At 53.4% G+C, this 26,902-nt stretch carries 28 protein-coding genes, 3 tRNA genes and 1 pseudogene; 22 read left to right on the top strand and 10 right to left on the bottom strand.

Annotated elements, in window-relative coordinates; all coding sequences use genetic code 11:
• Positions 1 to 6 precede the first annotated feature (6 nt).
• From AC4ED1_RS02375 to nfsA, 6 genes are all read left to right on the top strand, one after another.
• Positions 7 to 708: an ABC transporter ATP-binding protein gene (locus tag AC4ED1_RS02375; protein ID WP_490935806.1), complete on the top strand. Its 702-nt coding sequence runs from the start codon at positions 7 to 9 to the stop codon at positions 706 to 708.
• Positions 709 to 843: 135 nt separating this feature from the next.
• Positions 844 to 1,056: a YqgQ family protein gene (locus AC4ED1_RS02370; protein WP_490935805.1), complete on the top strand. Its 213-nt coding sequence runs from the start codon at positions 844 to 846 to the stop codon at positions 1,054 to 1,056.
• Positions 1,057 to 1,301: 245 nt separating this feature from the next.
• On the top strand, positions 1,302 to 1,949 hold the full coding sequence (locus AC4ED1_RS02365; protein WP_490936081.1) for a TetR/AcrR family transcriptional regulator: 648 nt from the start codon (positions 1,302 to 1,304) through the stop codon (positions 1,947 to 1,949).
• A 94-nt stretch (positions 1,950 to 2,043) separates the two neighbouring features.
• Entirely contained in the window at positions 2,044 to 5,349 is a 3,306-nt protein-coding gene (gene icmF, locus AC4ED1_RS02360) for a fused isobutyryl-CoA mutase/GTPase IcmF (protein WP_490935804.1), read from the top strand.
• A 147-nt stretch (positions 5,350 to 5,496) separates the two neighbouring features.
• Positions 5,497 to 5,781 carry a hypothetical protein gene (locus tag AC4ED1_RS02355; RefSeq protein WP_490935803.1) on the top strand — a complete coding sequence of 95 codons (285 nt, stop codon included), beginning with the start codon at positions 5,497 to 5,499 and terminating at the stop codon, positions 5,779 to 5,781.
• A gap of 97 nt (positions 5,782 to 5,878) precedes the next feature.
• A complete protein-coding gene (gene nfsA / locus AC4ED1_RS02350) occupies positions 5,879 to 6,616 on the top strand; it encodes an oxygen-insensitive NADPH nitroreductase (RefSeq protein WP_490935802.1) in 738 nt (245 codons plus the stop codon).
• A 1-nt stretch (position 6,617) separates the two neighbouring features.
• Here the strand turns inward: nfsA and AC4ED1_RS02345 are convergent, their stop codons facing one another.
• Positions 6,618 to 7,268: a hypothetical protein gene (locus AC4ED1_RS02345; RefSeq protein ID WP_490935801.1), complete on the bottom strand. Its 651-nt coding sequence runs from the start codon at positions 7,266 to 7,268 to the stop codon at positions 6,618 to 6,620.
• Positions 7,269 to 7,311: 43 nt separating this feature from the next.
• Positions 7,312 to 7,527 (bottom strand): hypothetical protein, encoded by a 216-nt coding sequence (locus AC4ED1_RS02340; RefSeq protein WP_490935800.1) that lies wholly within the window; start codon positions 7,525 to 7,527, stop codon positions 7,312 to 7,314.
• 153 nt (positions 7,528 to 7,680) lie between these two features.
• Here AC4ED1_RS02340 and AC4ED1_RS02335 point away from each other — a divergent pair, with 153 nt between their 5' ends.
• The 5 genes from AC4ED1_RS02335 to AC4ED1_RS02315 all read left to right on the top strand — a co-directional run bounded on the left by AC4ED1_RS02335 (position 7,681) and on the right by AC4ED1_RS02315 (position 10,477).
• On the top strand, positions 7,681 to 8,766 hold the full coding sequence (locus AC4ED1_RS02335; RefSeq protein ID WP_490935799.1) for an HD-GYP domain-containing protein: 1,086 nt from the start codon (positions 7,681 to 7,683) through the stop codon (positions 8,764 to 8,766).
• A 54-nt stretch (positions 8,767 to 8,820) separates the two neighbouring features.
• Positions 8,821 to 9,819 (top strand): 2-hydroxyacid dehydrogenase, encoded by a 999-nt coding sequence (locus AC4ED1_RS02330; RefSeq protein WP_490935798.1) that lies wholly within the window; start codon positions 8,821 to 8,823, stop codon positions 9,817 to 9,819.
• Between the two features lie 100 nt (positions 9,820 to 9,919).
• Positions 9,920 to 10,006, top strand: a tRNA-Leu gene (locus tag AC4ED1_RS02325).
• A 219-nt stretch (positions 10,007 to 10,225) separates the two neighbouring features.
• Positions 10,226 to 10,300, top strand: a tRNA-Val gene (locus AC4ED1_RS02320).
• Between the two features lie 86 nt (positions 10,301 to 10,386).
• Positions 10,387 to 10,477, top strand: a tRNA-Ser gene (locus AC4ED1_RS02315).
• 56 nt (positions 10,478 to 10,533) lie between these two features.
• On the opposite strand, the gene AC4ED1_RS02310 is transcribed toward AC4ED1_RS02315, so the two are convergent.
• A complete protein-coding gene (locus AC4ED1_RS02310) occupies positions 10,534 to 11,454 on the bottom strand; it encodes a selenium metabolism-associated LysR family transcriptional regulator (RefSeq protein WP_490935797.1) in 921 nt (306 codons plus the stop codon).
• Between the two features lie 218 nt (positions 11,455 to 11,672).
• Between AC4ED1_RS02310 and AC4ED1_RS02305 the strand changes: the two genes are divergently transcribed.
• From AC4ED1_RS02305 to murC, 5 genes are all read left to right on the top strand, one after another.
• Positions 11,673 to 11,960, top strand: coding sequence for a hypothetical protein (locus AC4ED1_RS02305; protein WP_490935796.1), 288 nt, complete (start codon positions 11,673 to 11,675; stop codon positions 11,958 to 11,960).
• A gap of 353 nt (positions 11,961 to 12,313) precedes the next feature.
• The gene (locus AC4ED1_RS02300) at positions 12,314 to 12,547 is read left to right on the top strand and encodes a hypothetical protein (protein WP_490935795.1); all 234 of its coding nucleotides are present in this window, start codon (positions 12,314 to 12,316) and stop codon (positions 12,545 to 12,547) included.
• A gap of 222 nt (positions 12,548 to 12,769) precedes the next feature.
• The gene (gene yfmF / locus AC4ED1_RS02295; RefSeq protein ID WP_490935794.1) at positions 12,770 to 14,056 is read left to right on the top strand and encodes an EF-P 5-aminopentanol modification-associated protein YfmF; all 1,287 of its coding nucleotides are present in this window, start codon (positions 12,770 to 12,772) and stop codon (positions 14,054 to 14,056) included.
• Entirely contained in the window at positions 14,049 to 15,332 is a 1,284-nt protein-coding gene (yfmH, locus tag AC4ED1_RS02290; RefSeq protein WP_490935793.1) for an EF-P 5-aminopentanol modification-associated protein YfmH, read from the top strand. The genes yfmF and yfmH overlap by 8 nt, the downstream gene beginning before the upstream one ends.
• A 321-nt stretch (positions 15,333 to 15,653) precedes the next feature.
• Positions 15,654 to 16,997, top strand: coding sequence for a UDP-N-acetylmuramate--L-alanine ligase (gene murC / locus AC4ED1_RS02285; protein ID WP_490935792.1), 1,344 nt, complete (start codon positions 15,654 to 15,656; stop codon positions 16,995 to 16,997).
• A 79-nt stretch (positions 16,998 to 17,076) separates the two neighbouring features.
• Here murC and queC read toward each other — a convergent pair whose 3' ends face one another.
• The 5 genes from queC to AC4ED1_RS02260 form a co-directional block, all read right to left on the bottom strand.
• Complete coding sequence (gene queC / locus AC4ED1_RS02280) at positions 17,077 to 17,781, bottom strand: 7-cyano-7-deazaguanine synthase QueC (protein WP_490935791.1); 705 nt, start codon at positions 17,779 to 17,781, stop codon at positions 17,077 to 17,079.
• Between the two features lie 3 nt (positions 17,782 to 17,784).
• The gene (locus AC4ED1_RS02275; RefSeq protein ID WP_490935790.1) at positions 17,785 to 18,441 is read right to left on the bottom strand and encodes a radical SAM protein; all 657 of its coding nucleotides are present in this window, start codon (positions 18,439 to 18,441) and stop codon (positions 17,785 to 17,787) included.
• Positions 18,428 to 18,853 carry a 6-carboxytetrahydropterin synthase QueD gene (gene queD / locus AC4ED1_RS02270; protein ID WP_490935789.1) on the bottom strand — a complete coding sequence of 142 codons (426 nt, stop codon included), beginning with the start codon at positions 18,851 to 18,853 and terminating at the stop codon, positions 18,428 to 18,430. The genes AC4ED1_RS02275 and queD overlap by 14 nt, the downstream gene beginning before the upstream one ends.
• Before the next feature lie 96 nt (positions 18,854 to 18,949).
• Positions 18,950 to 19,450, bottom strand: a complete 501-nt coding sequence (locus AC4ED1_RS02265) for a bactofilin family protein (RefSeq protein ID WP_490935788.1) — start codon at positions 19,448 to 19,450, stop codon at positions 18,950 to 18,952.
• Between the two features lie 13 nt (positions 19,451 to 19,463).
• On the bottom strand, positions 19,464 to 20,396 hold the full coding sequence (locus AC4ED1_RS02260) for a M23 family metallopeptidase (RefSeq protein ID WP_490935787.1): 933 nt from the start codon (positions 20,394 to 20,396) through the stop codon (positions 19,464 to 19,466).
• A gap of 220 nt (positions 20,397 to 20,616) precedes the next feature.
• On the opposite strand from AC4ED1_RS02260, the gene AC4ED1_RS02255 reads away from it, so the two are divergent.
• Positions 20,617 to 21,723 (top strand): ParM/StbA family protein, encoded by a 1,107-nt coding sequence (locus AC4ED1_RS02255; RefSeq protein WP_490935786.1) that lies wholly within the window; start codon positions 20,617 to 20,619, stop codon positions 21,721 to 21,723.
• Between the two features lie 139 nt (positions 21,724 to 21,862).
• Positions 21,863 to 22,195, top strand: coding sequence for a hypothetical protein (locus tag AC4ED1_RS02250; protein ID WP_490935785.1), 333 nt, complete (start codon positions 21,863 to 21,865; stop codon positions 22,193 to 22,195).
• Between the two features lie 88 nt (positions 22,196 to 22,283).
• Here the strand turns inward: AC4ED1_RS02250 and AC4ED1_RS02245 are convergent, their stop codons facing one another.
• On the bottom strand, positions 22,284 to 23,039 hold the full coding sequence (locus AC4ED1_RS02245; RefSeq protein ID WP_490935784.1) for a tRNA threonylcarbamoyladenosine dehydratase: 756 nt from the start codon (positions 23,037 to 23,039) through the stop codon (positions 22,284 to 22,286).
• A 244-nt stretch (positions 23,040 to 23,283) separates the two neighbouring features.
• Here AC4ED1_RS02245 and thpR point away from each other — a divergent pair, with 244 nt between their 5' ends.
• Positions 23,284 to 23,838: an RNA 2',3'-cyclic phosphodiesterase gene (thpR, locus tag AC4ED1_RS02240; protein ID WP_490935783.1), complete on the top strand. Its 555-nt coding sequence runs from the start codon at positions 23,284 to 23,286 to the stop codon at positions 23,836 to 23,838.
• A 160-nt stretch (positions 23,839 to 23,998) separates the two neighbouring features.
• Here thpR and adhP read toward each other — a convergent pair whose 3' ends face one another.
• Positions 23,999 to 25,012 carry an alcohol dehydrogenase AdhP gene (gene adhP / locus AC4ED1_RS02235; protein WP_490935782.1) on the bottom strand — a complete coding sequence of 338 codons (1,014 nt, stop codon included), beginning with the start codon at positions 25,010 to 25,012 and terminating at the stop codon, positions 23,999 to 24,001.
• Between the two features lie 212 nt (positions 25,013 to 25,224).
• On the opposite strand from adhP, the pseudogene AC4ED1_RS02230 reads away from it, so the two are divergent.
• The 3 genes and pseudogenes from AC4ED1_RS02230 to AC4ED1_RS02220 all read left to right on the top strand — a co-directional run.
• Positions 25,225 to 26,385: pseudogene (locus AC4ED1_RS02230) on the top strand (iron-containing alcohol dehydrogenase).
• 106 nt (positions 26,386 to 26,491) lie between these two features.
• A complete protein-coding gene (locus tag AC4ED1_RS02225) occupies positions 26,492 to 26,776 on the top strand; it encodes a hypothetical protein (protein ID WP_490935781.1) in 285 nt (94 codons plus the stop codon).
• Positions 26,777 to 26,817: 41 nt separating this feature from the next.
• A partial coding sequence (locus AC4ED1_RS02220; protein ID WP_490936080.1) for a hypothetical protein occupies positions 26,818 to 26,902 on the top strand: 85 nt, incomplete at its 3' end.

Below are 26,902 nucleotides of genomic sequence, written 5' to 3'. Positions count from 1 at the left end.
GCCCGAATGCTGAAGGTGGAGAATCTGAACGTGTATTATGGGGCGATTCATGCGCTGAAAGGGGTCAGCCTGACGGTCAGCCAGGGCGAGATCGTGACTTTGATCGGCGCGAACGGCGCCGGCAAATCCACACTGTTGAAGACATTGTCCGGTCTTTTGAAGCCGAAGGCGGGGACGATCGAATTTTTGGGAAAACCGATTGCGGGAAATCCGGCACAGTTGATCGTAAAAGCGGGTTTGATTCATTGTCCCGAGGGACGGCGCGTGTTTGCCAACATGTCGGTGGAGGAGAATCTTGAACTGGGAGCGTTCCTGCGCAGCGACAAGGAAATCAAAACGGATCTGGAAAAAGTGTACGAGCGGTTTCCGCGTTTGTTGGAACGAAGGAAACAGCAGGCGGGAACCTTGTCGGGCGGCGAACAGCAGATGCTGGCCATCGGCCGGGCGTTGATGGCGCGACCGAAACTCCTTTTGCTTGACGAACCGTCGATGGGGTTGGCTCCGCTCCTGGTGCAGGAGATCTTCCGGATCATTCGGGAGATTAACCAAGCGGGCACAACCGTCCTGCTCGTGGAGCAGAATGCCAATCAAGCGTTGAAGATTGCCCATCGCGCCTATGTATTGGAGACGGGCAAGATCGTTCTGTCCGGAAACGCCGCGGAATTGGCGGAATCGGAAGAAGTCAAACAAGCGTATCTGGGAGCCTGAGACCGTGTTTGCGGCCAACGGTTGCCAATTGTCCCGGGAAAATGCTCTGCTGCGTGCAGGGTATTTTTTATAAACCCAAATTTTATCCTATCGACATGTGTACAACTAGGGGTCGAAACGAAAGGACAAGGAAACATGCAAACATCTCTGTATGAAGTCCGGGAGTTGCTGAAGCGATTCGGGATTTTCGTGTATACGGGCAATGAACTCGACGACGCCGCTTTGATGGAATCGGAACTCGAAGACCTGTATGAGATGAAGTTGATTGAGGATGAAGAGTACATGAGAGCACACATGATCATTAAACAAGTGATGTCCCGGCATTGGAGGCGAAAATCCCGGAAATGAATCCGAAAACAAATTTGGGCAATGGGAAAGTACCCTGTCGAAACGAAGTGTTTCGATTCTTGGCAGCGTGCTTTTTCCGGCAAGATACTTTATGTTCGAAAAAATGATTGACGGATGTTCGGGAGAGGGAGTACTATTATATCATCGACCTGAACGAGCGCTCGGTCGAAATGGTGCGGCGTTGATTCGACGCGGGAGAAACCTTTTTGACTGCAAAATCGTCGAGACGGGAAGAGGGAGTTCGAGTGACCAACAAAACGAAACCGATACCTTCTCTGGTGAAGGATCAGGAACTTGTGAAAATTCGCAGGGGGCAGATTATACGGGCCGCCGTCGATTTGTTTATCGAAAAGGGGTTTCACAAGACGACGACCCGCGAGATCGCCCGGGAAAGCGGACTTGGGATCGGAACGCTTTACGAGTATATCCAGTCGAAGGAAGACGTTTTGTATCTGGTCTGCGACTTTATTCACTCCGACGTGGAGCAAAAACTGGACGAAGAAATGACGCATGGCCGGACGGGGCGGGAAACGCTGGTCAACGCGATCCGCGACTTCTTTCGCGTGATGGATGGCATGCAGGATCACGTACTCATGCTCTATCAGGAGATGAAATCCCTTCCGCCCGACATGCTGCGCTACGTCCTGGCAAAAGAAGACGAAATCACCAGCCGCTTTGAACGGATTTTGGAGCGCGGAATCAAGGATGGCTCGCTGTCCCTTGAGCCGGGATACGTCAAGCTGATGGCGCACAACATTGTCGTGTTGGGGCAGATGTGGGCATTCCGGCGCTGGGTCCTCAGCCGACACTACACGTTGGAGGAATATATCGAACATCAAACCTCTTTAATCCTGAAGGGGATGCAGCCCGTTAACGGGAATGTACTGAACTGACTTTGAGGCGTTTGCACTGCTCGCGGCCGGCCGCTGAAAGGCAAAGCAACGGCATTTCACAACCGATCGTTCGGTTGAAACAGGAGGGAGTTTTATGGAAACAACCGTTTATCGTCCGAAGTACAAAATCCGTTTTGTCACCGCATCCAGCCTGTTTGACGGACACGACGCTTCGATCAATATCATGCGGCGGATCCTGCAGGCTTCGGGAGCGGAAGTGATTCATCTCGGACACAACCGCTCCGTCGAAGAAGTCGTCAACGCGGCGATCCAGGAAGACGTTCAAGGCATTGCGGTCAGTTCCTACCAGGGCGGACATATGGAATATTTTAAGTACATGTATGATCTGCTGCAGGAAAAAGGGGCTGGCCACATTAAGATCTTCGGCGGCGGCGGCGGGGTGATCGTACCCGACGAGATCCGCGAGCTGGAAGCGTACGGCATCGCCAAAATCTATTCGCCCGACGACGGGCGGCGCATGGGACTGCAGGGAATTATCAACCACATGCTGCAGTTGAGCGATTTTCCGACAGTCCGCGAACTGCGTGACGAAGTCGAGCGGCTGCGGGAGAAAAACACGCGGGCGATTGCCCGGTTGATTACACTGGCGGAAGAAGCGGTCAGGGCGAAGGACGGCGACGCGGACAGGGCTCCGCTGTCGGGGCAAGGCGTCACGCAATCCGCGCCTGCAGCCGAAGCGGTTCTGTCTGCCGTAAAAGAGAGAGTCTGCAACGTTCCCGTCGTCGGGATCACGGGAACCGGTGGCGCCGGAAAATCTTCTTTGACGGACGAACTGGTTCGCCGTTTTCTGAATGACTTTCCCGACAAAACGGTCTCCATCCTGTCGGTTGATCCGTCCAAGCAGAAGTCCGGTGGCGCGCTGCTGGGAGACCGGATCCGGATGAATTCGATCAACAGTCCGCGGGTGTTCATGCGTTCGCTGGCGACCCGCAAGTCCAGGACGGAGCTTTCTTCCGCCATTGCCGACGCGATCAACGTGGTCAAGGCGGCCGGATTCGACCTGATTCTTGTGGAAACGTCGGGAATTGGCCAGGGAGATGCGGGAATCACGGAAGTGTCCGATGTTGCGGTCTATGTCATGACTTCCGAATACGGAGCCCCCTCCCAGCTTGAAAAAATCGACATGCTCGATTACGCGGATTTGATCGCCATCAACAAATTTGAGCGGAAAGGCTCGGAGGATGCGCTGCGGGACGTCAGGAAGCAGTACCAGCGCAATCATAATCTGTTCCATGTCAAAGACGAGGAACTGCCGGTGTACGGCACCATTGCGAGCCAGTTTAACGATCCGGGAACCAACGTGTTTTACCGCGCCCTGATCGACACGATTAACCGCAAGTGCGGTACCGACTGGAAATCCTCGCTGGAAATCACGGAGACCAAAAGCCGGAAAAACTACATTGTACCGCCGGAGCGGACGATGTATCTCGCCGAGATCGTCAACACGGTGCGAAATTACAAAAAATTTACCGACGAGCAAGTCGCCATCGCCCGCAAACTGTACCAGTTAAACGGCGCAAAAGAGACGCTGGCCAAGGCCGGGGCGGACGCCGGATTGCTGCGGTCACTCGATCAACAGATCGCTCATTTTGAAGGCCAGCTGCACCCGGAATGCAAACGGATACTGGAAAATTGGCCGGCGCTGAAGGAAGCGTACCGCCGGGACGAATTCGTAACCAGGGTGCGGGACAAGGAGATCCGCACCAAGCTGTACACCACCTCGTTATCCGGGTTGAGGATTCCGAAAGTGTCGTTGCCCGAGTTTGCGGATTGGGGCGAAATCCTGAAATGGAGCCTGAAAGAAAACGTTCCCGGCGAATTCCCGTACACCGCCGGCGTGTTTCCCTTCAAACGGGAAGGCGAAGATCCGAAGCGGCAGTTTGCCGGCGAGGGAACTCCGGAGCGGACGAACCGCCGTTTTCACTATCTGTCCAAAAATGACAGCGCCAAACGGCTGTCCACCGCATTCGATTCGGTGACGCTGTACGGCCACGACCCGGACTACCGGCCGGACATCTACGGGAAAATCGGCGAATCGGGCGTGTCTGTCTGCACGCTTGATGATATGAAAAAACTTTACGCCGGGTTTGATCTCTGTCATCCGTCGACTTCGGTTTCGATGACGATCAACGGGCCGGCTCCGATTATCCTGGCGATGTATATGAACACCGCCATCGACCAGCAGGTCGAGAAGTTCGCCCGGGAAAACGGCCGGCAGCCGAGCACCGAAGAGTACGAAAAGATCAAAGCCGATACCCTGTCGAACGTTCGCGGCACCGTCCAGGCGGATATTTTGAAGGAGGATCAGGGGCAGAACACCTGTATCTTTTCCACCGAGTTCGCGCTGCGGATGATGGGAGACATCCAGCAATACTTTATCGACCACAAAGTGCGCAACTACTATTCCGTCTCGATTTCCGGCTATCACATTGCGGAAGCGGGAGCGAACCCGATCTCCCAGTTGGCTTTTACGCTGTCCAATGCGTTTACGTACGTCGAATACTACCTGAGCCGCGGCATGCACATTGACGATTTTGCGCCGAATCTGTCGTTCTTCTTCTCAAACGGCATGGATCCGGAATATTCGGTGATGGGCCGGGTGGCACGCCGCATCTGGGCGACGGTCATTAAATACAAATACGGCGGCAACGAGCGTTCGCAGAAGCTGAAGTACCACATCCAAACGTCGGGGCGTTCCCTGCATGCGCAGGAGATCGACTTTAACGACATCCGCACCACGCTGCAAGCGCTGATTGCGATCTACGACAATTGCAACAGCCTCCACACCAACGCGTATGACGAGGCGATCACGACGCCGACGGAAGAGTCTGTCCGGCGGGCAATGGCCATCCAGATGATTATCGCGAAGGAGTTCGGATTGGCCAAAAACGAAAATCCGCTGCAGGGATCGTTTATCATTGAAGAGCTGACCGATCTGGTGGAAGAAGCGGTATTGGCGGAGTTTCAGCGGATCAACGACCGCGGCGGCGTGCTGGGTGCGATGGAGACACAGTACCAGCGCGGGAAAATCCAGGAAGAGTCGATGTATTACGAGCAGTTGAAGCACAGTGGAGAACTGCCGATCATCGGGGTGAATACCTTCGAAAATCCGACAAGTCTGGCGGAAGACTATGAGCCTCCGAAGATCGAACTGGCCCGCGCGACCAAGGAAGAGAAAGAACTGCAGATCGCCAATCTGCGGGAATTTCAGGCGAAACACCGGGACAAGGCGCCGGAGATGCTGAAGCGTTTGCAGAAAGTTGCGCAGGATGGCGGCAACATTTTTGAAGAGTTGATGGAAACCGTCAAATACTGCTCGTTGGGGCAGATTACCCGGGCGCTGTACGAGGTGGGGGGACAGTACCGGCGAAATTTGTAAGCCAAACGGCCCGCGCCATGCGGGCTTTTCTTATTAAGGTTTAACGGAAACATTAGTGCTTTCGGCACCTTTTTGTTCCGTTAAAAAAATTATACAATAAGAGAACAAGATGGATAGTTTAGCGGATCCTGAAGGGGGATGAAGTTCATGGTGCTCCGCCTGCTTGTGATTGAACGGATCGTCCCTGAACTTTCAGCGACCGGGGAACCGGTCTCCTACCGTGTATACGCACGATCCACATCCGGATGGCGATACGACTATTGCCTGATTCATTCAACCAATCAGGAATTGATTCAGAACCTGCTGAACCGTTTTCAGGTGAGTCGCCTCGAGGATTTGCAAGGCGTCACTCTGGCCGGATACGTGGAGGGAAACCGATTGGTCCGTCTGGATGCCCGGCCGGAAGCAGCCGCCGAACAAAATCCAAAATGAGCGGGCAAACAATACAACGTGGAAGACGTGATTCAGGACACATACAATTCATTTTTGGAGGACTTGGGTACGAATCCGAGACAGGAGGTTTGACGACATGAATCCGACAATCGATCTGCTGCAGCGGCACCGTTCGATCCGCACATATAAGACCGAGCCGCTTGCTCCCGAACAAATCGAGGCAATTGTGCGCTCCGCGCAGATGGCGTCGACATCCAGCAATGTACAAGCTTACAGCGTGATTGGCGTGACCGATCCTGATCTCAAAAAAGAGTTGGCGATCCTTGTCGGCAACCAGGCTTATGTCGAACAGTGTCCGCTGTTTCTCGTCTGGTGCGCGGATCTGTACCGTCTCCGGGAAGCGTGTTCCATGCAAGAAACGGAAATGGTGCACGGGATGCTGGAAAATTTTATCGTAGCGACCGTGGATGTGGCCTTGGCCGCGCAAAATGCGGCGGTCGCGGCGGAATCAATGGGGCTTGGAATCGTCTACATCGGGGGAATCCGCAACAATCCCGGGGAAGTGACAAAATTGCTGAAACTGCCCGAACTGGTGTACCCGGTCTTTGGAATGTGCGTGGGAGTTCCCGGGCACGATCCGGGGATACGGCCGCGCCTCGGCACAGAAGCGATTTACCATCACAATGCGTATGATACGAGTCAAGTGAGGCGGCACATCGAAAAATACGACCGGATTATGCGGGACTATTACCTGGAACGGACGAAAGGCAAGCGCGATACAACGTGGTCAAAAGAAGTGGCCGACAAGTACCGGCAGCCGGTTCGGCCGCACATGCGTTCTTTTCTGGAAGAACAGGGGTTCTGTTTTGACTGAGTCAGACCAACAGTTGAAAGCTGAACGAAAACACCAGTGCGGCCGCAATGCCGACAATCGCCAACAGGACCGCGAACAGGAAGTAGGCGAGCAAGGGTCCCCAAAAGGCTTGTGCCGTCGTAACGCGGTACACACGCTTTACAATTAACACCATAACTGTGATTTGAAACGCGAAAACGCCCAGAGAGAGCAGTACGAATCCGATGATCAGCACCAGTTTCGCCAGCAGGTGAAGCGAATCGTGGGCGGTTGGCGCAAGCACCAGGGGCAGCAGGATCGCGGGAATCATTAAACCTGCCGTGTGATACGGGTAGAGCAGGTACAATTCGCGGGATCGCTCGCTCCGCTCACCGGGGTCCCGGGGATAACTGCGGTTTGCCACGATCAAGAGTCCGAGTTTCACAAGCGACCGAAACAGGAACCGCGCGAATAACAGCCCGCCGATGGGACCGATGGCGACGCATGTGATCAACCACGGGCTGACCGGAACGGCTTCCTGTTGCATCAGATACAGCGACAGAACGGCGGAGAGGCTTACTGTCACCATTGTCAAAAAAAAGATGCCGTTTGCACGCATGTAATTTTTTTCGGCGAGGACCCGATCGAGGGTCTTGCCGGGATATGTAAACAGGTCGAGAATGGTTTTCCACATCGGTTGTGACCCTCCTCGAACCCATGATACGGTAAGCGTATGTTTATTTCAATGTAAGAATGCAGGGAACGCCGAATCCGACCGCGCCGGGCTGGCTCATTTTTGCGATATACCGGATCCCTCGCCGGCACTGGGTCGTACATGCGACGCAAGCATCGAGGGTCACGATTTTCATTTGCGGTTGGCGTTCCGCTTCTGCTTTCTTTTTCTTCTTGGCTCCTGGTTTGGCGCCTGTTTTTGCCTGCGGTTTGCCAGCCATATTCCCCTGTCCCTTCTTTTCTTCAATTTTAGTTATCCATATGAACGGAGTGGCGGAGATGTGCGTGCCAATTTTGCAGGAGAAGGGAACAGGATGTCGAATATGTGGAAAAAAGGAGGAGCCTGATCTCAGCAACTTGAAGGTGGACACGGCATGCACATTACGCAGACAGCTTTTCTGAAGCCGGGTGACAAACTCGGCAGACCCGTATATACCGAGACAGGGCAGATTTTGGTCGGCGCCAATGTCGAATTAACGGCTGGCATGATTAAACGCCTGCAGGAGTTGGGAGTTCATACGGTTTATGTATCGGATCCGCGGACGGACGACATTGTGGCCGAGGAACTGGTGTCGGACGAAGCTCGCCAGCGGGCGACGCAAATCGTGTATAACGCGTTTTCCAGAATGATTGAGTCGAAAAAATGGAACCGGACCTTTTCCCTGTCGAAGTTGGGAACCGAGTTCCGCAAGGCCTTTGAGGATATTTTGCACGAGTTGCAAAATAGGCAGAAGCTGATGATTCATTTGTCGGGAATCTACACCACCAGCAACTATTTGTACACCCATTCGGTGAATGTGGGGATCTATTCGGCGGCGCTTGGCATGGCGGTGGGGTTGAACCGCAACCAATTGATCGAACTGGGGATTGGTGCGATGCTCCACGATGTGGGAAAGACGCTTATTTCTTTGGAGATTCTCGAAAAACCCGGTAAGCTGACACCGGAGGAATATGAAGAAATCAAGAAACATACGACGTTCGGATATGACATTTTGCGGGAACAGCCTGATATTCCTCTCTTGTCCGCCCATTGCGCACTGCAGCATCATGAACGCCTCGACGGTTCGGGTTACCCCCGTGGCCTAAAAGGAAACGAAATCCATCATTACGGAAAAATAGTGGGTTTGGCGGACACGTACGACGCTTTGATCGCGAACCGCGTCTATCGCAAAGCGTACCTGCCCCACGAGGCGCTGGATATTTTATTTGCTTCCTCCGATAAATATGACATCGACTTGATGACGACATTTCGCAACCATATCGTAATTTATCCTGTCGGAATGATGGTCACTTTGAGCACCGGCGAAACCGGCATTGTGGTCGATGTGAATTCCAAACACCCGCACCGCCCGATTGTCCGCGTTCTCAAAAACCCAAAAGGAGAAAATGTCATCCCGTACGAGGTGGATCTGTCATCACATCTGTCGATCATGATTACGGAATGTGAAGATGCGCTATAAAATGTTTGCAATTGTCTGTTGAAATAAAAATCGGCTGATCGGGGAGAAAGCAGTATGAAAAAAGACAAGATCGTAGTCACGCGGCGTATTCCGAAACAGACACTAGAAATGCTGGAAACAAATGGGGAGATTTATCTGTGGGATTCGGAAGAAGAGCCGATTCCCCGGGAGGTGTTGCTGGAACAGGTAAAAGACGCAACTGCGGTCTTCACCAATGTCACCGACAGAATCGACAAGGAAGTGTTCGCTCATGCCCCTCTCTTGCGGGTGGTCAGCACGATGGCGGTCGGTTTCGACAATATCGACATCCGTGAGGCGACGGCAAGAGGGATTCCCGTTGGCCACACGCCGGACGTATTGACGGAGACGACAGCCGATTTGACGTTTGCTTTGCTGCTGGCTACCGCCCGCAGAATCGTCGAAGCGGCTGACTTTATCCGGGGCGGCAAGTGGAAAAGTTGGGGGCCGATGCTGTTGACCGGTCAGGATGTTTACGGTGCAACGATCGGAATTGTCGGCATGGGCAGAATCGGAGAAGGCGTGGCAAAAAGAGCCGCCGGCTTCTCGATGAAAATTTTGTATCACAACCGGAACCGTCGGCCGGAGGTGGAGGCGCGGTTGAATGCGGAGTACCGGTCGCTTGACGATTTGCTGCGGGAATCGGATTACGTCGTTTTGTTAACCCCTTCCACCCCGGATACCCATCGGATGATCGGGGAAAGGGAGTTGGCCTTGATGAAGCCCAACGCGGTTTTTATCAATACGTCCAGAGGCAGGAACGTGGACGAAAAGGCATTGTATAACGCGCTGAAGCAAGGCAGGATATGGGCTGCCGGACTTGATGTGTTCGAGGCGGAGCCGATCAGCCCGGATCACCCTTTGTTGTCGCTGCCGAATGTCACGGCGCTCCCCCATATCGGAAGCGCCAGTATCGCGACCCGCATCAAAATGGCGACGGTAGCGGCCGAGAATCTTGCGGCGGGCTTGGCGGGTGCAAGAGTGCCGTACTGCGCGAATCCGCAGGTCTATTCGCAAAACGGCGAAACGGATTGAAAATACAAGAAATTGTCTTTACGGAAGCGGCATACTGCCAGTGGGCGTCTTGAAATTCCGGCCAAATCGTAGTATGATGACATCCGTCAGGTTTTTGCGGGCGGTCGTGGCGGAATTGGCAGACGCGCTGGATTCAGGTTCCAGTGGGCTAACCCCCGTGGAGGTTCGAGTCCTCTCGACCGCACCATGGCTCGCGCGTTCGTTCAATGAGCTTTATCTGTCAAAGTTCTCCCCCGTTCTGCACCAGCGGTAGCGCGGAGAGCTTTTGTGCTTTTCAGAAACTTTTCTTTGCATTTTGCACGGACGGGCGATATTTCCTCTTGCGGTACTGTGCTTTTGTATGCTATTATCTTCGTTGTCGGAACGGCTTGACCGGCAGTTGGCAAAAGAGACAACGAAATACGATGCGGCTATAGCTCAGAGGGAGAGCACCACCTTGACACGGTGGGGGCCATAGGTTCAATTCCTATTAGCCGCACCATACATTCCCGGATTTTTGGGCCTGAAAAGCGTCTGGAGTTCGCTTAGGCAGCATAACATCGGGCGTAATGTCACATTCCGGGAAGTGGAGAGGTGTCCGAGCTGGTCGAAGGAGCACGACTCGAAATCGTGTAGGCGGGAAACCGTCTCGTGGGTTCGAATCCCACCCTCTCCGCCAAAAGGAAAAGTACCCCATGCATACGGGGTACTTTTCCTTTTGCATTTTTACGCTTTTTACCGGCTGGATCCCTGGGCCGGAGCTTCCAAGGAAGACAGGAAGTCGGAGGAAACAGTCAACTTCGCGAATTCTTTCATTGCCCGGGATTGGAACTGTTCTTTTTTCCAAATCAGGGAGAAGGGGCGCGGGAAAGAGTGACCTTTCACCCTGATGGCGGACAGCGTGCCGAGCTTCAACTCCTTTTGGATGCTCCACTTGGATATGAAAGCCACACCAAGGCCCGCCTCTACGGCTTCCTTGATGGCCTGGGTGGAGCCGAACTGGATTTCCCGTTTCGGCCGGATGTCCAGTGTCCGGAACACTTCCTCGACCACAAACCTGGTTCCCGACCCTGCCTCCCGCACGATAAAGATTTCGTCGACCAAGTCGGATACGTCTGCCTCCCGGCTGGATGCCAAACGGTGGTTCGCAGGCACAATCAACACCATCTCATCTTCCAAAAATGGGGTGATGATTAAATTGGTCGGGCTGACAGGTCCTTCCACCAGCCCGACGTCAATCCGGCTGCTCAGCGCATGGTCGGCAATCACTTCGGTATTTCCGATCGAAACCGCCACTTCCACGGCCGGAAATTGCTTGGTGAAAACGGAAAGCAGCCGCGGCAGCACATATTCTCCGATCGTCAAGGAAGCTCCGATGATCAGTTTGCCTGTAACCCGCCCCAGCAGATCGCTGATCGCCTGCCGGGCTTCCTGGTGCAGCTTCAGGATCTCCACCGCGTAGCGATACAGAATTTCACCGGCCCGCGTCATCTCCACCCGCTTGCTGTTGCGTTCAAACAATTTTACACCGTAATCTTCTTCCAGCGAATGAATCTGCTGCGACACGGCCGGCTGGGTCAAATTCAACGCCTCCGCCGCCCGGGAGAAGTTTTTTTTCTCGACAACCGTCACGAAAACCAAAAGTTGAAATTGCAAGGGAGCACGCACCTCGATCCGTCGGCCTCGTTTTTTTCATTGTACTACATTCGGGATGAAAGCACATGCAAGCACGCAAATTATAGATGCAGGAATTCATCAGCCGCTGACGAATTGCCAAGTTAAAAAATCCGCGATCGCCTATCGAACATTCCCCCCTGTGTTCATAAATTGTTAACAAAGCAGCTACTTGCATTTTTTAAAGGGAGGAACTTTGCATGGTATCCGGGTATATGCTGTATGCTCTCTGGCTGGTGCTGGCTGCCATCGGACTCAATGTTCTGCTGGGCGTGTATCGCGCACTCATGTCGAATTCTTTTGATGTCAAAACATTCGCCAACTTCCTGAGGTCTGGCATTTTGCACAGCGTTCTGCCATTATTGATCCTTGCCTACATGATGCCGCTCGACCCGACGGGATGGCTTCTGGCGATCGCGTATTACGCGTCGGCGGCGGCAATTTTCATTAAGTATCTGATGGATCTGCCGGCCAAATTGAAAAAATAAATTCATGACTTGGCGGCGCCGCGTCGTTTTCCGAAACAGGCGATTCGGCGCTTTTTTCTTTTTTGCGTTGGCAGATGAAGGGAATGGGACGGGCGTCATTTTCATACGGTAAACAGAGAAGGACTCGGGAGGTGTGTCCCAAGTCCCAGGAACCGTCGCTTGAAAGGTTTCGTTTTTTGTAAAATTCAGCCTAGAGTCCCTTGCCCGTACGCGGATTTTAAAGTAAACTTTTAGGCAACAATTAAATATTTTTATTTTATCTCATCGTAAAACAGCACCACAGGCAAGACCGGGACCAACTACCTTGATTCGGCCGGCTCCGTTGGAGCGGCAGGCCATTAGGAGGAATGATTATGTTTCAGTGTCCAGTATGTGGGGAACTGATGGAGATCCTGACCAATAACCATTGCATGCAAAAACATGCCATGTCCAAGCGGGAACTGGTCGAAAAGTACGGAACTCCCAAATACGTATCTCCAACGATGAGTCGTGAAGTGCAGAATTGGATCCGCGAGTCGACGATCATCACACGCGTTGACTTTGATATTGCGCAAGCGGCCGTAAGAAGCCAATTGCGCCGCGGCTGACATACGGAAATTGGAGCCTGCCGTCAAACGGCGGGCTTTTGTTTTTGATTTTGCGGCCCAGGCGAATGCCGGATTTCTTTATTTTCAGGTGACAATTGTTGTATAGTAAAAACGAGGTTAAAAATGGAAATCCGCAGATTGCGTATTTGCGTGCAAACACAACCCGATACTAGCATTGTAAAAGCGGAAGTGCGATTTTCTTGCAGAGGCAGGTGTAGGCAATTGCAGACTTTTGTTTCGGAAACCGTCGGCGGAATCCATTTGCACATTCTTCCGACAGCCAAATTCAAGTTGAATACAATCGTTGTCACGTTTCATACAGATTTGGAGGAAGGGAAAGCGACACAGCAGGCGATGATCCCCCATGTCCTGATGCGCGGGTCGCGGCATTATCCGACCGCCGAATCGATTCAACTTGCGTTAGCCGATCTGTACGGGGCGGCTTTTGCCGGGGCCGTTTCGAAAAAAGGGGAACGGCAGATTGTGGAGTTCCAGTTCAAGACGGTCAGCGAGAAATATCTGGCACACACGGAACCGCTCCTGGAAAAAGGGTTCGCTTTGCTGTCTGACGTATTGTTCAGGCCCGTCGAGGAAGCGGGCGGCTTTAAACCCGATTTTGTCGAAAAGGAAAAGGAACAGCACGCCAAGCGCATCGACTCGGTACTCGACGACAAGATCATGTATGCCGCCGAGCGTTGCTTGGAGGAAATGACAAAAGGCGAACGGTTCGCAATTCCGAAACTCGGGCGCAAATCCGACCTCGATCGGATCGACGGCAAAACTTTGTTTGCTGCCTATCGCGATATGGTAACGGCCGCGCCGATGCATATCTATGTGGTTGGCAACGTGGAGCGCAATGCGGTGATCGCTTTCGTTCAAAAGTATTTGAAGCCTGACCGCGTCCGCAAAACCGATCTCCGGCCGACACAAACCGCTGTGGTTCCGGGCCGTGTCAAGGAAATCGTCGAACGGCTTGACGTCAACCAGGGGAAATTAAATATCGGTTTGCGTACCGGAGTCACCCATGCCGATGACATGTATCCGGCTTTGTTGGTGTATAACGGAATTCTCGGCGGATTCCCCCATTCGAAACTGTTTACGAACGTGCGGGAAAAGGCGTCGCTTGCCTACTACGCGTCGAGCCGGCTGGAATCTTACAAGGGGCTGTTGTATATCCAGTCCGGCATTCAGATTGAACATTACGAAAAGGCGCTTGCCATTATCAAGCGGCAACTGGAAGAAATGAAGTCGGGCCAGATCCGCGACGAAGAGCTGGCTTTCACAAAAAGCGGGTTGGTCAATTCGTTCCGGACCTTGCAGGATTCGCCGGAAGGTCTGGTCGATTTCCATACCGGCGGTCTTGTCTCGGGACGGCAATGGACGATGGAAGAATTGATCGATCTTGTGCAAAAAGTAACAAAGGAAGATGTGGTCCGGATTGCCGACCGGGTGCATCTTGACACGATCTATTTTTTGCGCGACAAGGAAGGGGGAGCCGCCGATGCGTGAAATCCGTTACGAACAGTTGCAGGAAACCCTCTATCACGAGCGGTTGGAAAACGGTCTCAATATTTACGTTATGCCCAAACCGGAATTCAATCAGGCATATGCAACATTTACCACAAAATACGGCTCCATCGACAGGACATTCATCGTGCCCGGCCAAGCAAATCCGATCACGGTGCCGGACGGAATCGCCCATTTTCTTGAACACAAGATGTTCGAGGAAGCGGATGGGGACGTGTTTCAACGCTTTGCCAAATATGGTGCTTCCGCCAACGCGTTCACGTCCTTTGACATGACAACCTATCTGTTCTCCGCCACCGGTTACCTGAACGAGAATCTGGAGACGCTGATCGATTTTGTCCAAAGCCCGTATCTGACCGACGAAAACGTGGAAAAGGAAAAGGGGATTATCGGCCAGGAAATTCGCATGTACGATGACGACCCGGATTGGCGTTCCTATTTCGGGGTATTGCAGGGCCTTTTTAAAGAACATCCGATTCGCATCGACATCGCCGGAACGGTCGAGAGCATTTCCAAGATCACAAAAGAAACGTTGATGGATTGTTACAGGACGTTTTACCACCCCGGCAACATGCTGGTTTTTGCGGTTGGCCCGTTCGTCCCGGAGGAAGTCGTCAAATTGATAGCGGACAATCAGGCCCGCAAAACATTTTCCCCACAAGCGGAAATCAAGCGCATTTTCCCGCGGGAACCGGCGGCAGCGGCGCAGCCGAGGGTGGAAGTGAGACTGTCCGTATCGATTCCGCGCTGCCTGTTTGGATTTAAAGAAGTGAATCCCGCCATATCGGGGCGGGAACTGCTTGTCCGGGAGTTGGCGACGGCTGTCGGTTTCGACACGCTGTTTTCCAAAAGCGCCGATTTGTTTAACCGCCTCTTCAATGAAGGGTTAATCGACAAAGGTTTTTCCTGGGAGTATGAAGTGACGCCGGATTACGGATTTTCCGTTATCGGAGGCAACTCGAAAGATCCGGACCGCTTGCTGGAAATCGTCAATCAGGAACTGGCTAAAGTGCGGCAACAGGGCATCCCGCAGCGAGCGTTCGAGGTCAGCCGCAAAAAAATGATCGGCAAGTTCCTTGAAGGGATGGATTCGCCGCGTTACATCGCACGCAATTTCACCGCCTACAGGTTTAAAGGCGCGGACTTTTTCGAATCGGTTTCGGTTTTGCAAGGACTGACTCATGAGCAGGTCAACCGGCGTTTGGCGGAGCACTTCGAGCCGAAAGCGCAGACTGTTTCGCTCGTTTTGCCGAAATAAGAGGAGCAAGGGACGGCTGTCCGGTATAATATATAGGGGCGGGGCGCCGCGGTATGATCTCGGACATTCCGACAGTCGCCAAGGGATTGGAAGAGCGGGAATTTTCCCGGAAGAAGGCTGGCATGGCCCAAAATACCAGAGAGTCTTCGAGCACTGTAAGAGCGGACACCCAATCGGATTCTGCTATAAATTACCGGCTCAAAGAACCCGGCAAACCTCGACTTCGGGAAAAAAGACCCTTGTAAATTCGGTTTGGGAAGGGCAAACTAAGTACAGAGATGATCAAAACACAGAGATTTAGGATTGGTGGAGGACAAGGGAATGCGGATCCATTTTACAGGCGTAAAAGGTTCAGGCATGAGTTCGCTCGCTCAAATCTTCAAACGCAAAGGTCACATTGTAACGGGCAGCGACGTGGCAGAAACGTTTTTTACCGATACATTGTTGTCGGCAGCGGGAATTGAAGCGCTCCCCTTTCACGAGGACAACGTCCGGAACGTCGACATTGTATGCGCATCCGCCGCTTACGGAAACAACCATGTGGAACTCAGAAAAGCCCTGGAACTTGAAATTCCGATACTTACATATCCGATGCTGCTCGGGGAACTGACAAATGAATACGAATCGATACTTGTCACGGGCACCCACGGAAAGACAACCACTACCGGACTGGTGGGGTCTCTCCTGGTCAACGCCGGAATGGATCCGACGATCGTGGTAGGCTCTTACATCGAAACCCTGAAAAATAACGCCCGGTCCGGCAACGGCCGACAACTGGTTGTCGAAGCGTGTGAATACAAACGTCATTTCCTGCATTATAAGGGAAAGGTGATGGTGGTTACCAACATCGATTTTGACCATCCGGATTATTATCAGGACATACAAGATACGTTTGAAGCGTTCCAGGAGTGCGCAAACCGGCTTCCGGAAGACGGTGCCCTGATTGTCTGCGGCGACAATTTGGCCCGCAATCTGTCGGCGTCCTGCCGGATTATCACTTATGGATTGTCGGAGGAAAACGACATCTACGCAGTGAAAAAAGGCCCTGGCCAGTTCAAAGTGTATGTGCATGGAGAACATCTGGGGGACATGACGACTCCGCTCCTGGGAGAGCACAATATTCAAAACGCTTTGGCGATGGTGTCGGTGGGCTTGTACTATAATATTCCTTTCCAGATTATGCAGGAAACGCTGCTCCATTACATCGGGGTGAAACGACGCCTCGAACTAAAAGGACAAATCAACAGACATCTCGTGTACGATGACTATGCGCATCATCCGACTGAAATTCGCGTGACTCTGCATGCGGTGAAAGAAAATTTTCCAAACGCAAACGTCGTGTCGATTTTCCAGCCGCATACGTATACGAGAACCAAACGGCTGTTAAGCGAGTTTGCCCAATCCTTTCAAGCGGCCGATTTGGTCGTTTTGACCGATATTTTCGCTTCCGAACGGGAAAAAGAAAAATTGATCGATATCTCCGACCTCGTCGAAGAGACGAAAAAACATCACCCGCGCGTCACTTACATTCCCAAGTCGGAACTGCTTCAGTGGCTTGAGGAAATGAGCCGTGTCAGCGACGATCATGTGTTCCTGACGATGGGAGCCGGTGATATCTACAAAGAAGGGGAAAAGGTGCTGCAAAAGCTGAGGCTGTCCTCGTAAATGAACAAGCCTCCTGCCGATGAGCGGTCAGGAGGCTTGTCGGTTTGTTGACAGAAACCATTGCAGCGCCGCGTTTCCGTCATGGCCAGTCGATTTCGATCGCGTATTTCACCGGATCTTTCACGCCCGCTTCCTTGAAACCTCTGATGCGAAGCTGGCAGGAATCGCAAACGCCGCAGGCCGGTTCCGTTCCCAGATAGCAGGAATGCGTCAGTTCCAGAGGAGCGTTCAGTTTTATGCCGAGTTTGACGATTTCCGCCTTTGTCAGATTCTGCAATGGCACTTCGATGCGGATGCCGTGTCCGTGGGCGCCCGCCACAGTTCCTTTGTTGATGACTTCCTGAAACGCCTGGATGAATTCGGGGCGGCAATCCGGGTACCCGGAATAATCCAGCGCGTTCACCCCGATATAGATCGCCTCCGCGCCCATCGCTTCGGCGTAGGAGAGGGCGATCGAAAGAAAGATAATATTGCGGGCCGGCACGTACGTGGCCGGAATCCCGAAACGGATCTCCTGTTCCGTTCGCCCGACAGGGATTTCTTTGTCTGCGTCCGTCAAGGCGGAACCGCTGATGATGCCGTTCAAATCCGCGATCAAATGGCGGTTTTCACAGCCGTAATGGGCGGCGACCCTCTTTGCCGACTCCAATTCAATCGAATGCTTTTGGCCGTAGAAAAAGGTCAGCGGCCACACCTCGTATCCCGCGTCCCGCGCCACCGCCATGCAGGTGGTGGAATCAAGGCCCCCGGATAAGATGACGACCGCTTTTTTCGCTTCCGACATGGTTTACACCCCTCGCAAATTCGGATCCCAGACGATCTTGTGCAGTTGGACCTGAAACCGGGCGTCGATCCGGTCTTCCAACAGCCATTCGACCAACTGCCGGTAAGGCAGATCCCCGAAGACGGGAGAAAAAATCAGGCGGTACCCCTTGCCGGGATCCAAATCGTATTTCCGGATCAAGTTCTTCGCCCATTCGTAGTCTTCCCGGTTTCCCGTGACAAATTTGATCTCGTCCCGTTCCGGCACGACTCGCCGCAAATTCTCAAAATCCATTCTGTCCGACATGCCGGAAGACGGGACCTTCATGTCGAGAATGAAGCGCTGCCGGTCGTGCAGGCGGAATTTGAAGATGTCGATGGAGCCGTCCGTTTCGATCGATACCTCATATTGTTCGTTTGCCAGCAGATCCAAAAGCCACTGCAATTCCGCACGGGGTTGCAGCAACGGTTCCCCGCCCGTCAGGCAGACCCGTTTGACGCCGAAAGAGCGGATTTTCTCCATGATGCCTTCCGGTGTGTCCGGCTCTCCCTCATAGTAGGCATATTGGGTGTCGCAGTAGGTGCAGCGCAGGTTGCAACCGGTAAACCGGACGAACACGGTCGGCAGGCCGATGGAACTCGACTCCCCCTGGATCGAGAGAAAAATCTCATTCACTTTCACGTTCAAACTCCTCCCGCGTGATCTCCGCGTAGGAGGCAGGCGTTTCCCAAAGCCGGACCCGCTGCAACCGGATGTCTCGGGCGGAATCCAGCCGCTTCAGATACGTGTCGATGATCTCGAAGAAGAAGACGGCTATATTTTCCGCCGTCGTGTGAAACGGCATGAGGTCGTTCAAGAATTGGTGGTCGTATTTGGCAATGATTTGCTCGTTGACAATTTTTTTGAGATCGATGAAATCGATGACAATGCCGCGGTGGTCCGTCCGCCCTTTGACCTCCACTTCCAGTTTGTAGGTGTGGCCGTGCAGATTGGCGCATTTTCCGATATAGTCATCCAGCCGGTGGGCGGAGTCGAACGTGAAGAGTTTGGTCACGGAAACTTGCTTCGTGTGGTAAGGCTGCGAGTGGTTCATGGTGCCCCTCCTCTCGTGGCGGGATTTGTGTCCGTCCGGTACGCTGATCCATTTTATATCATATCCCAAAAACAAAGAACTCTCAACGCGAGAGTCCTACCATTGAGGGGCATCCGCCAAGGGACGGATGTTCTCTTTTTTGTCGGTGGTGTAAGAGTGAAAAAACGCTGTGGTGCCCGATGTGACCGACTCGGAAGGCTGCAAGGGTTTCGGCGGCTCCGGCTCGCTGTAGCGGTCCTTGCCGGAAGAGGATTCGGCCATCCGGCAAGTTCCCTTGAAATACGCCCCTTCCTCGATCGCCACCGTGACCGCGTCCACATCGCCTTGCAGGGAACCGGTCGCCATCAGGTGCATGCGCCCCGAAGCGCTGATGTTGCCGGCGACTTTGCCGGCGATCGTAACATGGCGCGCTTTGATGTTGGCGCGGATTTCCCCTTTTTCGCCGACGATGACGTCGCCTTCCGACACCACTTCGCCGCGGATGCGGCCTTCCACCCGGAGGATGCCGGTCGCCTGCACCTTTCCTTCGATTGTGGTGCCGGCGCCGATCAACGTATCCACTTTTCCGCCGGTGACCGGCGATCCTTTTTTAAACATGGTCGCTTCCTCCTCAGGGGAGATAATGAATCGGATTAACGGGAATCCCGTTCCTGATCACTTCGTAATGCAGATGGGTCCCCGTACTGCGGCCGGTGTTTCCCATTTGGCCGATTGTCTCGCCTTTTTTCACGGTTTGCCCGACTTTTACCGCGACTGCGGACAGATGACCGTACCGGGTGTGAATGCCGTTGCCGTGGTCGATGACAACGCTGATTCCGTAACCGCCGTCCCAGCCCGCAGTCGTTACGATGCCATCTGCCGTCGCGTTGACCGCAGAACCGTAGCTTCCGCCGATGTCAAGGCCGGTGTGCAGGGAATAGACTCCGTCAAACGGGTCCTTCCGGTATCCGAAATCGGATGTGACGGTGCGGGAGCCCGTCGGCCAAACGTCCGGCGTGTGGGCGACTTGTTCCTGCTTTTGCCGTTCCTCCGCTTTGCGCTTTGCATCCTGTCTGTCGACGGCGTCCACCGTTTGCTGCACGCTTTGAATCAGCTGATCCGCATCCTGTTCGAGCTTTGCGACCGCTTCCTTGTTCAAAATCAGATGCTGCCGTTTAAGGCCACTGCGGCTCTGCAGCACCCCGCCTTGTCCGTCGCCGCCGTTTTGCGGGACGGATACCGGCGGCAGCCCGTTTTTGGAACGCAGGTCGTTTTCAAGCTGTTGCAGAACCTCCAGCTTTTTTTTGACCGTTTCTGCCGTGCCCGCCATGGAATCGTATTCCCGGCGGATTTGTTCGGTCTCCGCTTTGTAAGCGTCGAATTCTTGGGAGGAACGGCGGTATTCGGCAAATTTGTACACAAAATACCCTCCTCCCGCCCCAAATGCCAAAACGATCGCCGCAAAAGCGATCATGAGGGATTTCGATATGGACAGTGAACGCACCTCTTTGCCCGAATGGGGAACCACCATGAGGGTGAACGGTTTCCAAAGTTGTCTCTTCATGCTCTGCCACTGCCTCGAGAAAAATTTGTCAGGACCCGACTAGTTTAATTCGACAAGCAGCAACTTTTTCCTGCCAGAAAGTGAAAACAGGACTATAGGCCTATGGGTTTTCTTTGCGAATCGGGAAGGATTTCCGTATTTGCGGTCGAATAATGTTGAGGAGATCGAAGTGCGGAGACGTGCGAGACAGGTTTACATTGGGTGAAGGAGACGTGATCTTGTGGTCAGGTCCGTAGGACTCGATATCGGAAATGACAGCATCAAACTGGTTATGGATGGCGGACGGTTGACGATCCCCAATATCGTGGCTCCGGGAAGCCCGAGGAATCTGTTGCGAGAAGAGGACAACGTCCTGGAAGCACTTGACGTGGAAGTGTTCAGCCGTTCTTTGACAGGCGGCTGGAAGCACTATTTTGTCGGCGAATTGGCGGTTGAAGACGAAGACAACCTCGAAATGAGCGAGATCGAAAATAAAGTGGAATCGGAGCAGGCGTTGATCGTGACGCTGGTTGCCCTTGCCGTGGCGGCTTTGTCCCGCTCCGAATCGTTTGCGGAAAATCCGTTGGTGGCGGAGTATGTCGTCGGCACCGGCTTGCCGATCCGCCAGTTTGCAAGGTACAAGGAGGCGCTGATCCAGCGGCTTGAGGGAGAACATGAAGTGAAATTCGTTTCCACTCCGAAATACCGCGGGCGCACGGTGCGGGTGATCATCAAAAAAGTGACGGTTGGCATCGAAGGGGCGGCGGCGGTTCTCAACATCGCAACCAACGACGACCTTAGCGTCAAGGATGAAACGGCTTACTACGGAACGGTGGGAGTCTGTGAAATCGGCTCCTTGACGACCGATTTTCCGATCATGAAGAAGCTGCAGCCGGACAACCGTTTCAGCCACGGCGAATATTTCGGCATCGCTTCTTATCTGGACGCCATCCGGCAGGATGTGTACGAAAAATTTGGCTACAACTTTCAAAGCCGGGCGAAGCTGGTCAAGCGCATCCGTGAGGCGAGCTATCTGATCAACCTGGTGGGGGAACGCCGGGCGGACATCAAACCAATCGTCGACGAGCATTTCCGGCGTGCGGCGATTCGCGTCGTGGACCTGATTCACAAACGGTGGGCAAAATATCCGGATGCACAAGCGTTCTACGTGTTGGGCGGCGGCGCCGCCGCTCTGCGGCCTTACATCGAGGAGATTACAAACGGCAAACTTCCGTTGCGCTTTGTTGGCGACAGCGAATGGCAAAACGCGGCCGGTTACCTGAAGATGTTAAAGAATCAGGGCCTGGTGGAAGACATGATCAATCGCAACGGCGGCATCAACTGGTAAATTTCCTGTTTTTTTCAGACAGAAAGGTGTACCGTAGAAACCGGGTGCACCTGTTTCGTTTTTCTTCTGTCCCGCAGCCCAACAAATCCTGGTTGTGGTATACTTGAAAAAAAGGAAACAGAAACGGGGTGTGTCCAGTATGAACGAGGAAACGCTGCGAAAAGTATTAGGCGAATTTGCCCAGGGAATTACAAGTCAGCTTGACGAGATTCGCAAAGACCTGTCCCGTGTGAATCGCGAAATTGGAGAAATCAAACGTGAAATGGGAGAAATGAAACGTGAAATCGGAGAAATCAAACGCGAGATGGGAGAAATGAAACGTGAAATCGGAGAAATCAAACGCGAGATCTCTGAAGTAAAATCGACTGTTGAACGGATTGAAGCCCAGCAAACATTAACTGAAAAACGTTTGAATTCGCATCGGAACCGCTTGGCGGCAATCGAAGAGGAACTGGAAATGGCAAAACAGTGATCCGCCGACTTCTTGTCCGCGACGGCAGGTTCCGGCAATTCCGGGGGCCGTCCGCGTCTTGACAGACAGCCCCGGCGTTGGTCCCTCTTCAAAATTTGTACCCCAGCAGATCCCGCACCACGACGGAAGCGAGGATCATCCCGGCGACCGGCGGCACAAACGCGATCGAGGCGGGCGGCTGTTTCGCTTTTCGGGGCGCGTGGCCCTGTTCCACTTCCGGCGAAACGATTTGCTGCCGGACATCCTCCCGCGGTTTGGCGGGCTGTTCGGTTGAACAAACTACCGGAACCCCTTTTGTAATACCGTAATCTTTCAGTTTGCGGCGGATGATTTTGGCAATCGGGTCCACTTGGGTTTTCGAGATGTCGACGACTCTGAAGCGTGTCGGGTCGATTTTGTTGGCCGCCCCCATCGAAGAGACGATCGGAATGCGGCGCCGCTTGCATTCGACGATCAGCAGGATTTTTGCGGTGATGGTGTCGATCGCGTCGACAACGTAATCGGGTTTGTGGGAAAAGATTTCCTCCTTTGTTTCCTCGTTAAAAAACATGTCCAGTGCGGCGACCTCGCACTCGGGGTTGATTTGTTTCACCCGTTCGGCCATCACCTTTGTTTTCGACATGCCGACCGTATGGGTGAGAGCGGGAATTTGCCGGTTGATGTTTGTGATGTCAACCACGTCTTTGTCGACCAGAATCAGCTTCCCGACTCCCGTTCGCGCAAGTGCTTCTGCCGCGTAGGAGCCGACGCCTCCCATGCCGAGAACGCAGACCGTTGAATTTTTCATTTTTTCGAGCCCCTCCGGACCAATGACAAGTTCCGTTCGCGAAAACCTGTGTAACATAAAGCCGTACCCCTTTTGTTCGGAATTGCGTTTGCAACCTCCATCATACCATAAATCTGACTGGACAAAAAAAGAGCCTTTGCCACCGTTGCTGCGGCTCAAGGCGAAAGGGAGACTGTATCCCTCAAAATAAATTGAATATGTACGTATACTGTATGCGCCGAGAAGAGGGAGCGAACTGGCGCAATTGCCCAAAATACACCCCAGCCAGGAAGACCGAAGCGAGCAAACGGAGCGATCCCGAGTGAGACGTTTTTTTGCGGGCATTCAGGTGCCCATCCCGATTGGAGAAAAACTGGCCATGCTTGAAAAGCTGCTTGCGTCGCAGGTTCCGGTAAAGCGGTGGTACGGTCCGGAGCGGCTTCATATCACGACCCATTTTCTCGGCGGGTTGGATCATGACGGGTTGGCGCAGGCAATTCGCTGTCTGGAGGAAATCGTGCCGCGTTATTCGCGTTTTGAATTGACGGCAAAAGGAATCGGCGCGTTCCCCAACGCCCGGGTTGTCTGGTGCGGCGTGGACGGGGAAATGGAAAAATTGGCCGCATTGCAAAGCGAACTGCGGCGGGCGTTTCGGCCGCTGGGAGCGGAGAAGTTCGCCAAACCCAAGTTCATTCCGCATATTACGCTGGCCCGAACGGGAGACATAAGCTCATTTCACGGCGTGAATGTCGATGCGGGCGCAATCTTGCGGGATGCGACTTGGTGGGTTGACCGGATCTGTCTGTTCGAATCGGTGCCGGACCCGGCGGGGGCGCACTACCCGGTGGTGCATGAAGTGTTATTGGAGCAAGATTGACAAAAAAGAGGGAAAGAGGGGCCGTCCCCAAAGTCATGGGACAGCCCCTGTTGATAAGTTGCGGTTTTATGCGGCCCGTTGTCCAACACATGCGTGACGCCGAGCCCTTTTCCCGGCCGCATGGTGATTCCTCCCACAATCTGCCGGCTCCAACGGTCTGTCATTCCAGCATCAAAACGATCCGGCCGTTGATTTGTCCCTTTTCCATACGGTCAAAAACTTCGTTGATCTTTTCCAGCGGATGGGTCTCGATAATCGTTTTGACTTTGCCGCGGGCTGCGAATTCCAGGGCTTCCTGCAGGTCTTTTCTGGTGCCCACAATCGAACCTTTGACCGTAACCCCGTTCAAGACGGTGTCAAAGATCGGAATCGGAATTTCCCCGGTCGGAAGACCTACCACCACAAGGGTACCGCCGCGTTTTACGGAACGGTATGCCTGCTCGAACGCTTTCGGGGTTACCGCGACGCTGACTGCCGACTGGGCACCGCCCACTTGCTTCTGGATTTCCTCGGCGGGATCAACCGATTTTCCGTTAATAGCAAGATCGGCGCCCAAACGTTTTGCCAGTTCCAGCTTTTCGTCCTGGATGTCAACCGCGATTACGTTGAATCCCATTGCCTTTGCGTATTGCAGCGCGACATGGCCGAGTCCGCCAATGCCGTAGATCGCGACCCAGTCGCCCGATTTGGCATCCGCCACCTTGAGGGCTTTGTAGGTGGTGACGCCGGCACAGAAGATCGGAGCGGCTTCTTCAAAACTCAATCCGTCCGGAATCTTGGCCACGTAGGCGGCAGGCGCCTTGCAATATTCCGCGTATCCGCCGTCAACCGAATACCCGGCGTTCAGTTGGTTTTTGCAGAGAGTTTCCCAGCCGGTCAGGCAGTACTCGCATTCGCCGCAAGCGGAGTAAAGCCACGGAATTCCGACACGGTCTCCCACTTTCAGCGAAGTAACGCCCGGACCGACTTTTTCCACAACCCCGACTCCTTCATGGCCGGGAATCAACGGCAGCTTGGGCTTGACCGGCCAATCCCCGTGCGCGGCGTGCAGGTCGGTGTGGCAAACGCCGCAAGCTTTGATCCGGACCAGGATCTCCCCGTGGCCGATCTCCGGAATCGGCACCTCCTTCACTTCCAGCGGTTGGTGAAACTGATTGACAACTGCAGCTTTCATTTTTCTGCTCCCCCTTGATAAAAAATTTTGAACCGCTTATTTACTGCTAGCAAAATTTGTGCCAATTTTAAGAAGAGTAGAAAAACAATATGTGAACGTTTTGGAAAGACAAATTTACGACTTTTGCGACGAAAATTCGGCTGATGGGACGTTTTTTCGGCCTTCAGCAAATTTTTCCGGCGCTGTAAAGTAAGAACTGAGGAGGAGAAACCGTGGGGATTACAAAATTCATGGCACCGGAGATCATTTTCGGAACCAATTCGCTGAGTCAAATCGGGGAGAGCGTGCTTCGGTTGGGGGCAAAAAAGGTCTTTGTCGTCTCCGATCCGGGTATCGTAAACGCCGGTTGGGTGGAACAAGCCGTTCATTACCTGAAACAGTGCAAGCTGGACTGGTACCTATGGACGGATGTGACTTCGAATCCGAAGGATTATGAAGTGGATGCGGGTGCTGCCGCCTATCGTGAAAGCGGTTGCAACGCGGTGATCGGGATCGGCGGAGGCAGCGCGATGGATGCGGCAAAGTCGATCGCCCTGCTCGGGACCAACGGAGGAACGATCCATCAATACGAAGGAGTGGATCTTGTTGCACGTCCGCTTCCGCCGATGGTAATGGCTCCGACAACCGCAGGTTCCGGCTCTGAAGTGTCCCAGTTCTCGATCATCGTCGATTCCACACGGAAAGTCAAAATGACCATTGTCTCCAAGTCGTTAATTCCGGATATTGCGATTATCGATCCCCGGACGCTAATGACAAAAGACAGCCGGTTGACGGCGAATACCGGAATGGATGTCCTGACGCACGCAATCGAATCGTACATCTCGCTGGCAGCCACCCCCCTGACGGAAGGGCACTCGTTGAATGCGATCCGGTTAATCGCCCAATATCTCAGACCGTCTGTGGCAAGTCAATACAACCGGGAAGCGAAAGAGGCGATGGCGATGGCCAGCCTGTAGGCGGGAATCGCTTTCTCCAACGCAATTTTAGGGGCGGTGCATGCGATGTCCCATCAGTTGGGCGGTTTGCTGGACCTGCCGCATGGCGAACTCAATGCGATCCTCCTGCCGTATGTGCTGGAGTTCAATCTGATCGCCTCTCCCGAAAAGTACAAAAATATCGCCGCCGCTTTCGGCGAAGACGTGAACGGTCTCAGCCTGACGGATGCGGCGAAATTGGCGATCAAAGCGGTGAAAGATCTGGCGCGGGATCTCGACATTCCCGGTTCCCTGGAAAATCTCTGCCTGCAGGAAGAGCAAATCGATCTCCTGAGCCACAATGCGGTGCACGACGCTTGTATGGTCACGAATCCGCGCGATATGTCGGCGGAAGAGGTGAAGCTGTTGTTCCGGAAAGTGCTGGGGGGCGGATTCTGATGCGGGGCAAACGGGAGTTGATCGACAAACCGGCGGGCATCCACTCTTCGCGCAGAAGCTATTACAGTGAACTGAACGATATGGTGGAGGAAATGAATTCGACCAATTGCTGCAAAAAGAGGTGCCGGACGCTCACGGAACCTCGGTTTGCCTGCGGAATCAGGCGGGCAAAGTGTTCGGCTTTCTGACTCTCTTGAACCGGGATAAAGTCGGGTATCCCGAAAAAGAACTCCAATTTTACAAGGGCATCGGAGAACATGTGCGGGTCTCGATCGAGAACATCCTGCTTTTTAAGGATATCAGCGAAAAGGTCAAAATCGAGGCCCAGTTGATCCAATCGGCAAAACTGACCGTCCTGGGAGAAATGGCGGGGGAATCGCCCATGAATTAAACAGCCCCTTGACTGCGATTTTGGGAAATGTCCAACTGCTCATGCGGGAAATCAAAACGGGACGTCCCGGCAAAATGCTGGCCGATATTTACCAATGCGGCTTGCGGAGCAAGAAAATTATCCAAA

The organism is Effusibacillus sp. SKA8 (genome assembly GCF_058273125.1).
This window is presented reverse-complemented; position numbering and strand designations above follow the sequence as displayed.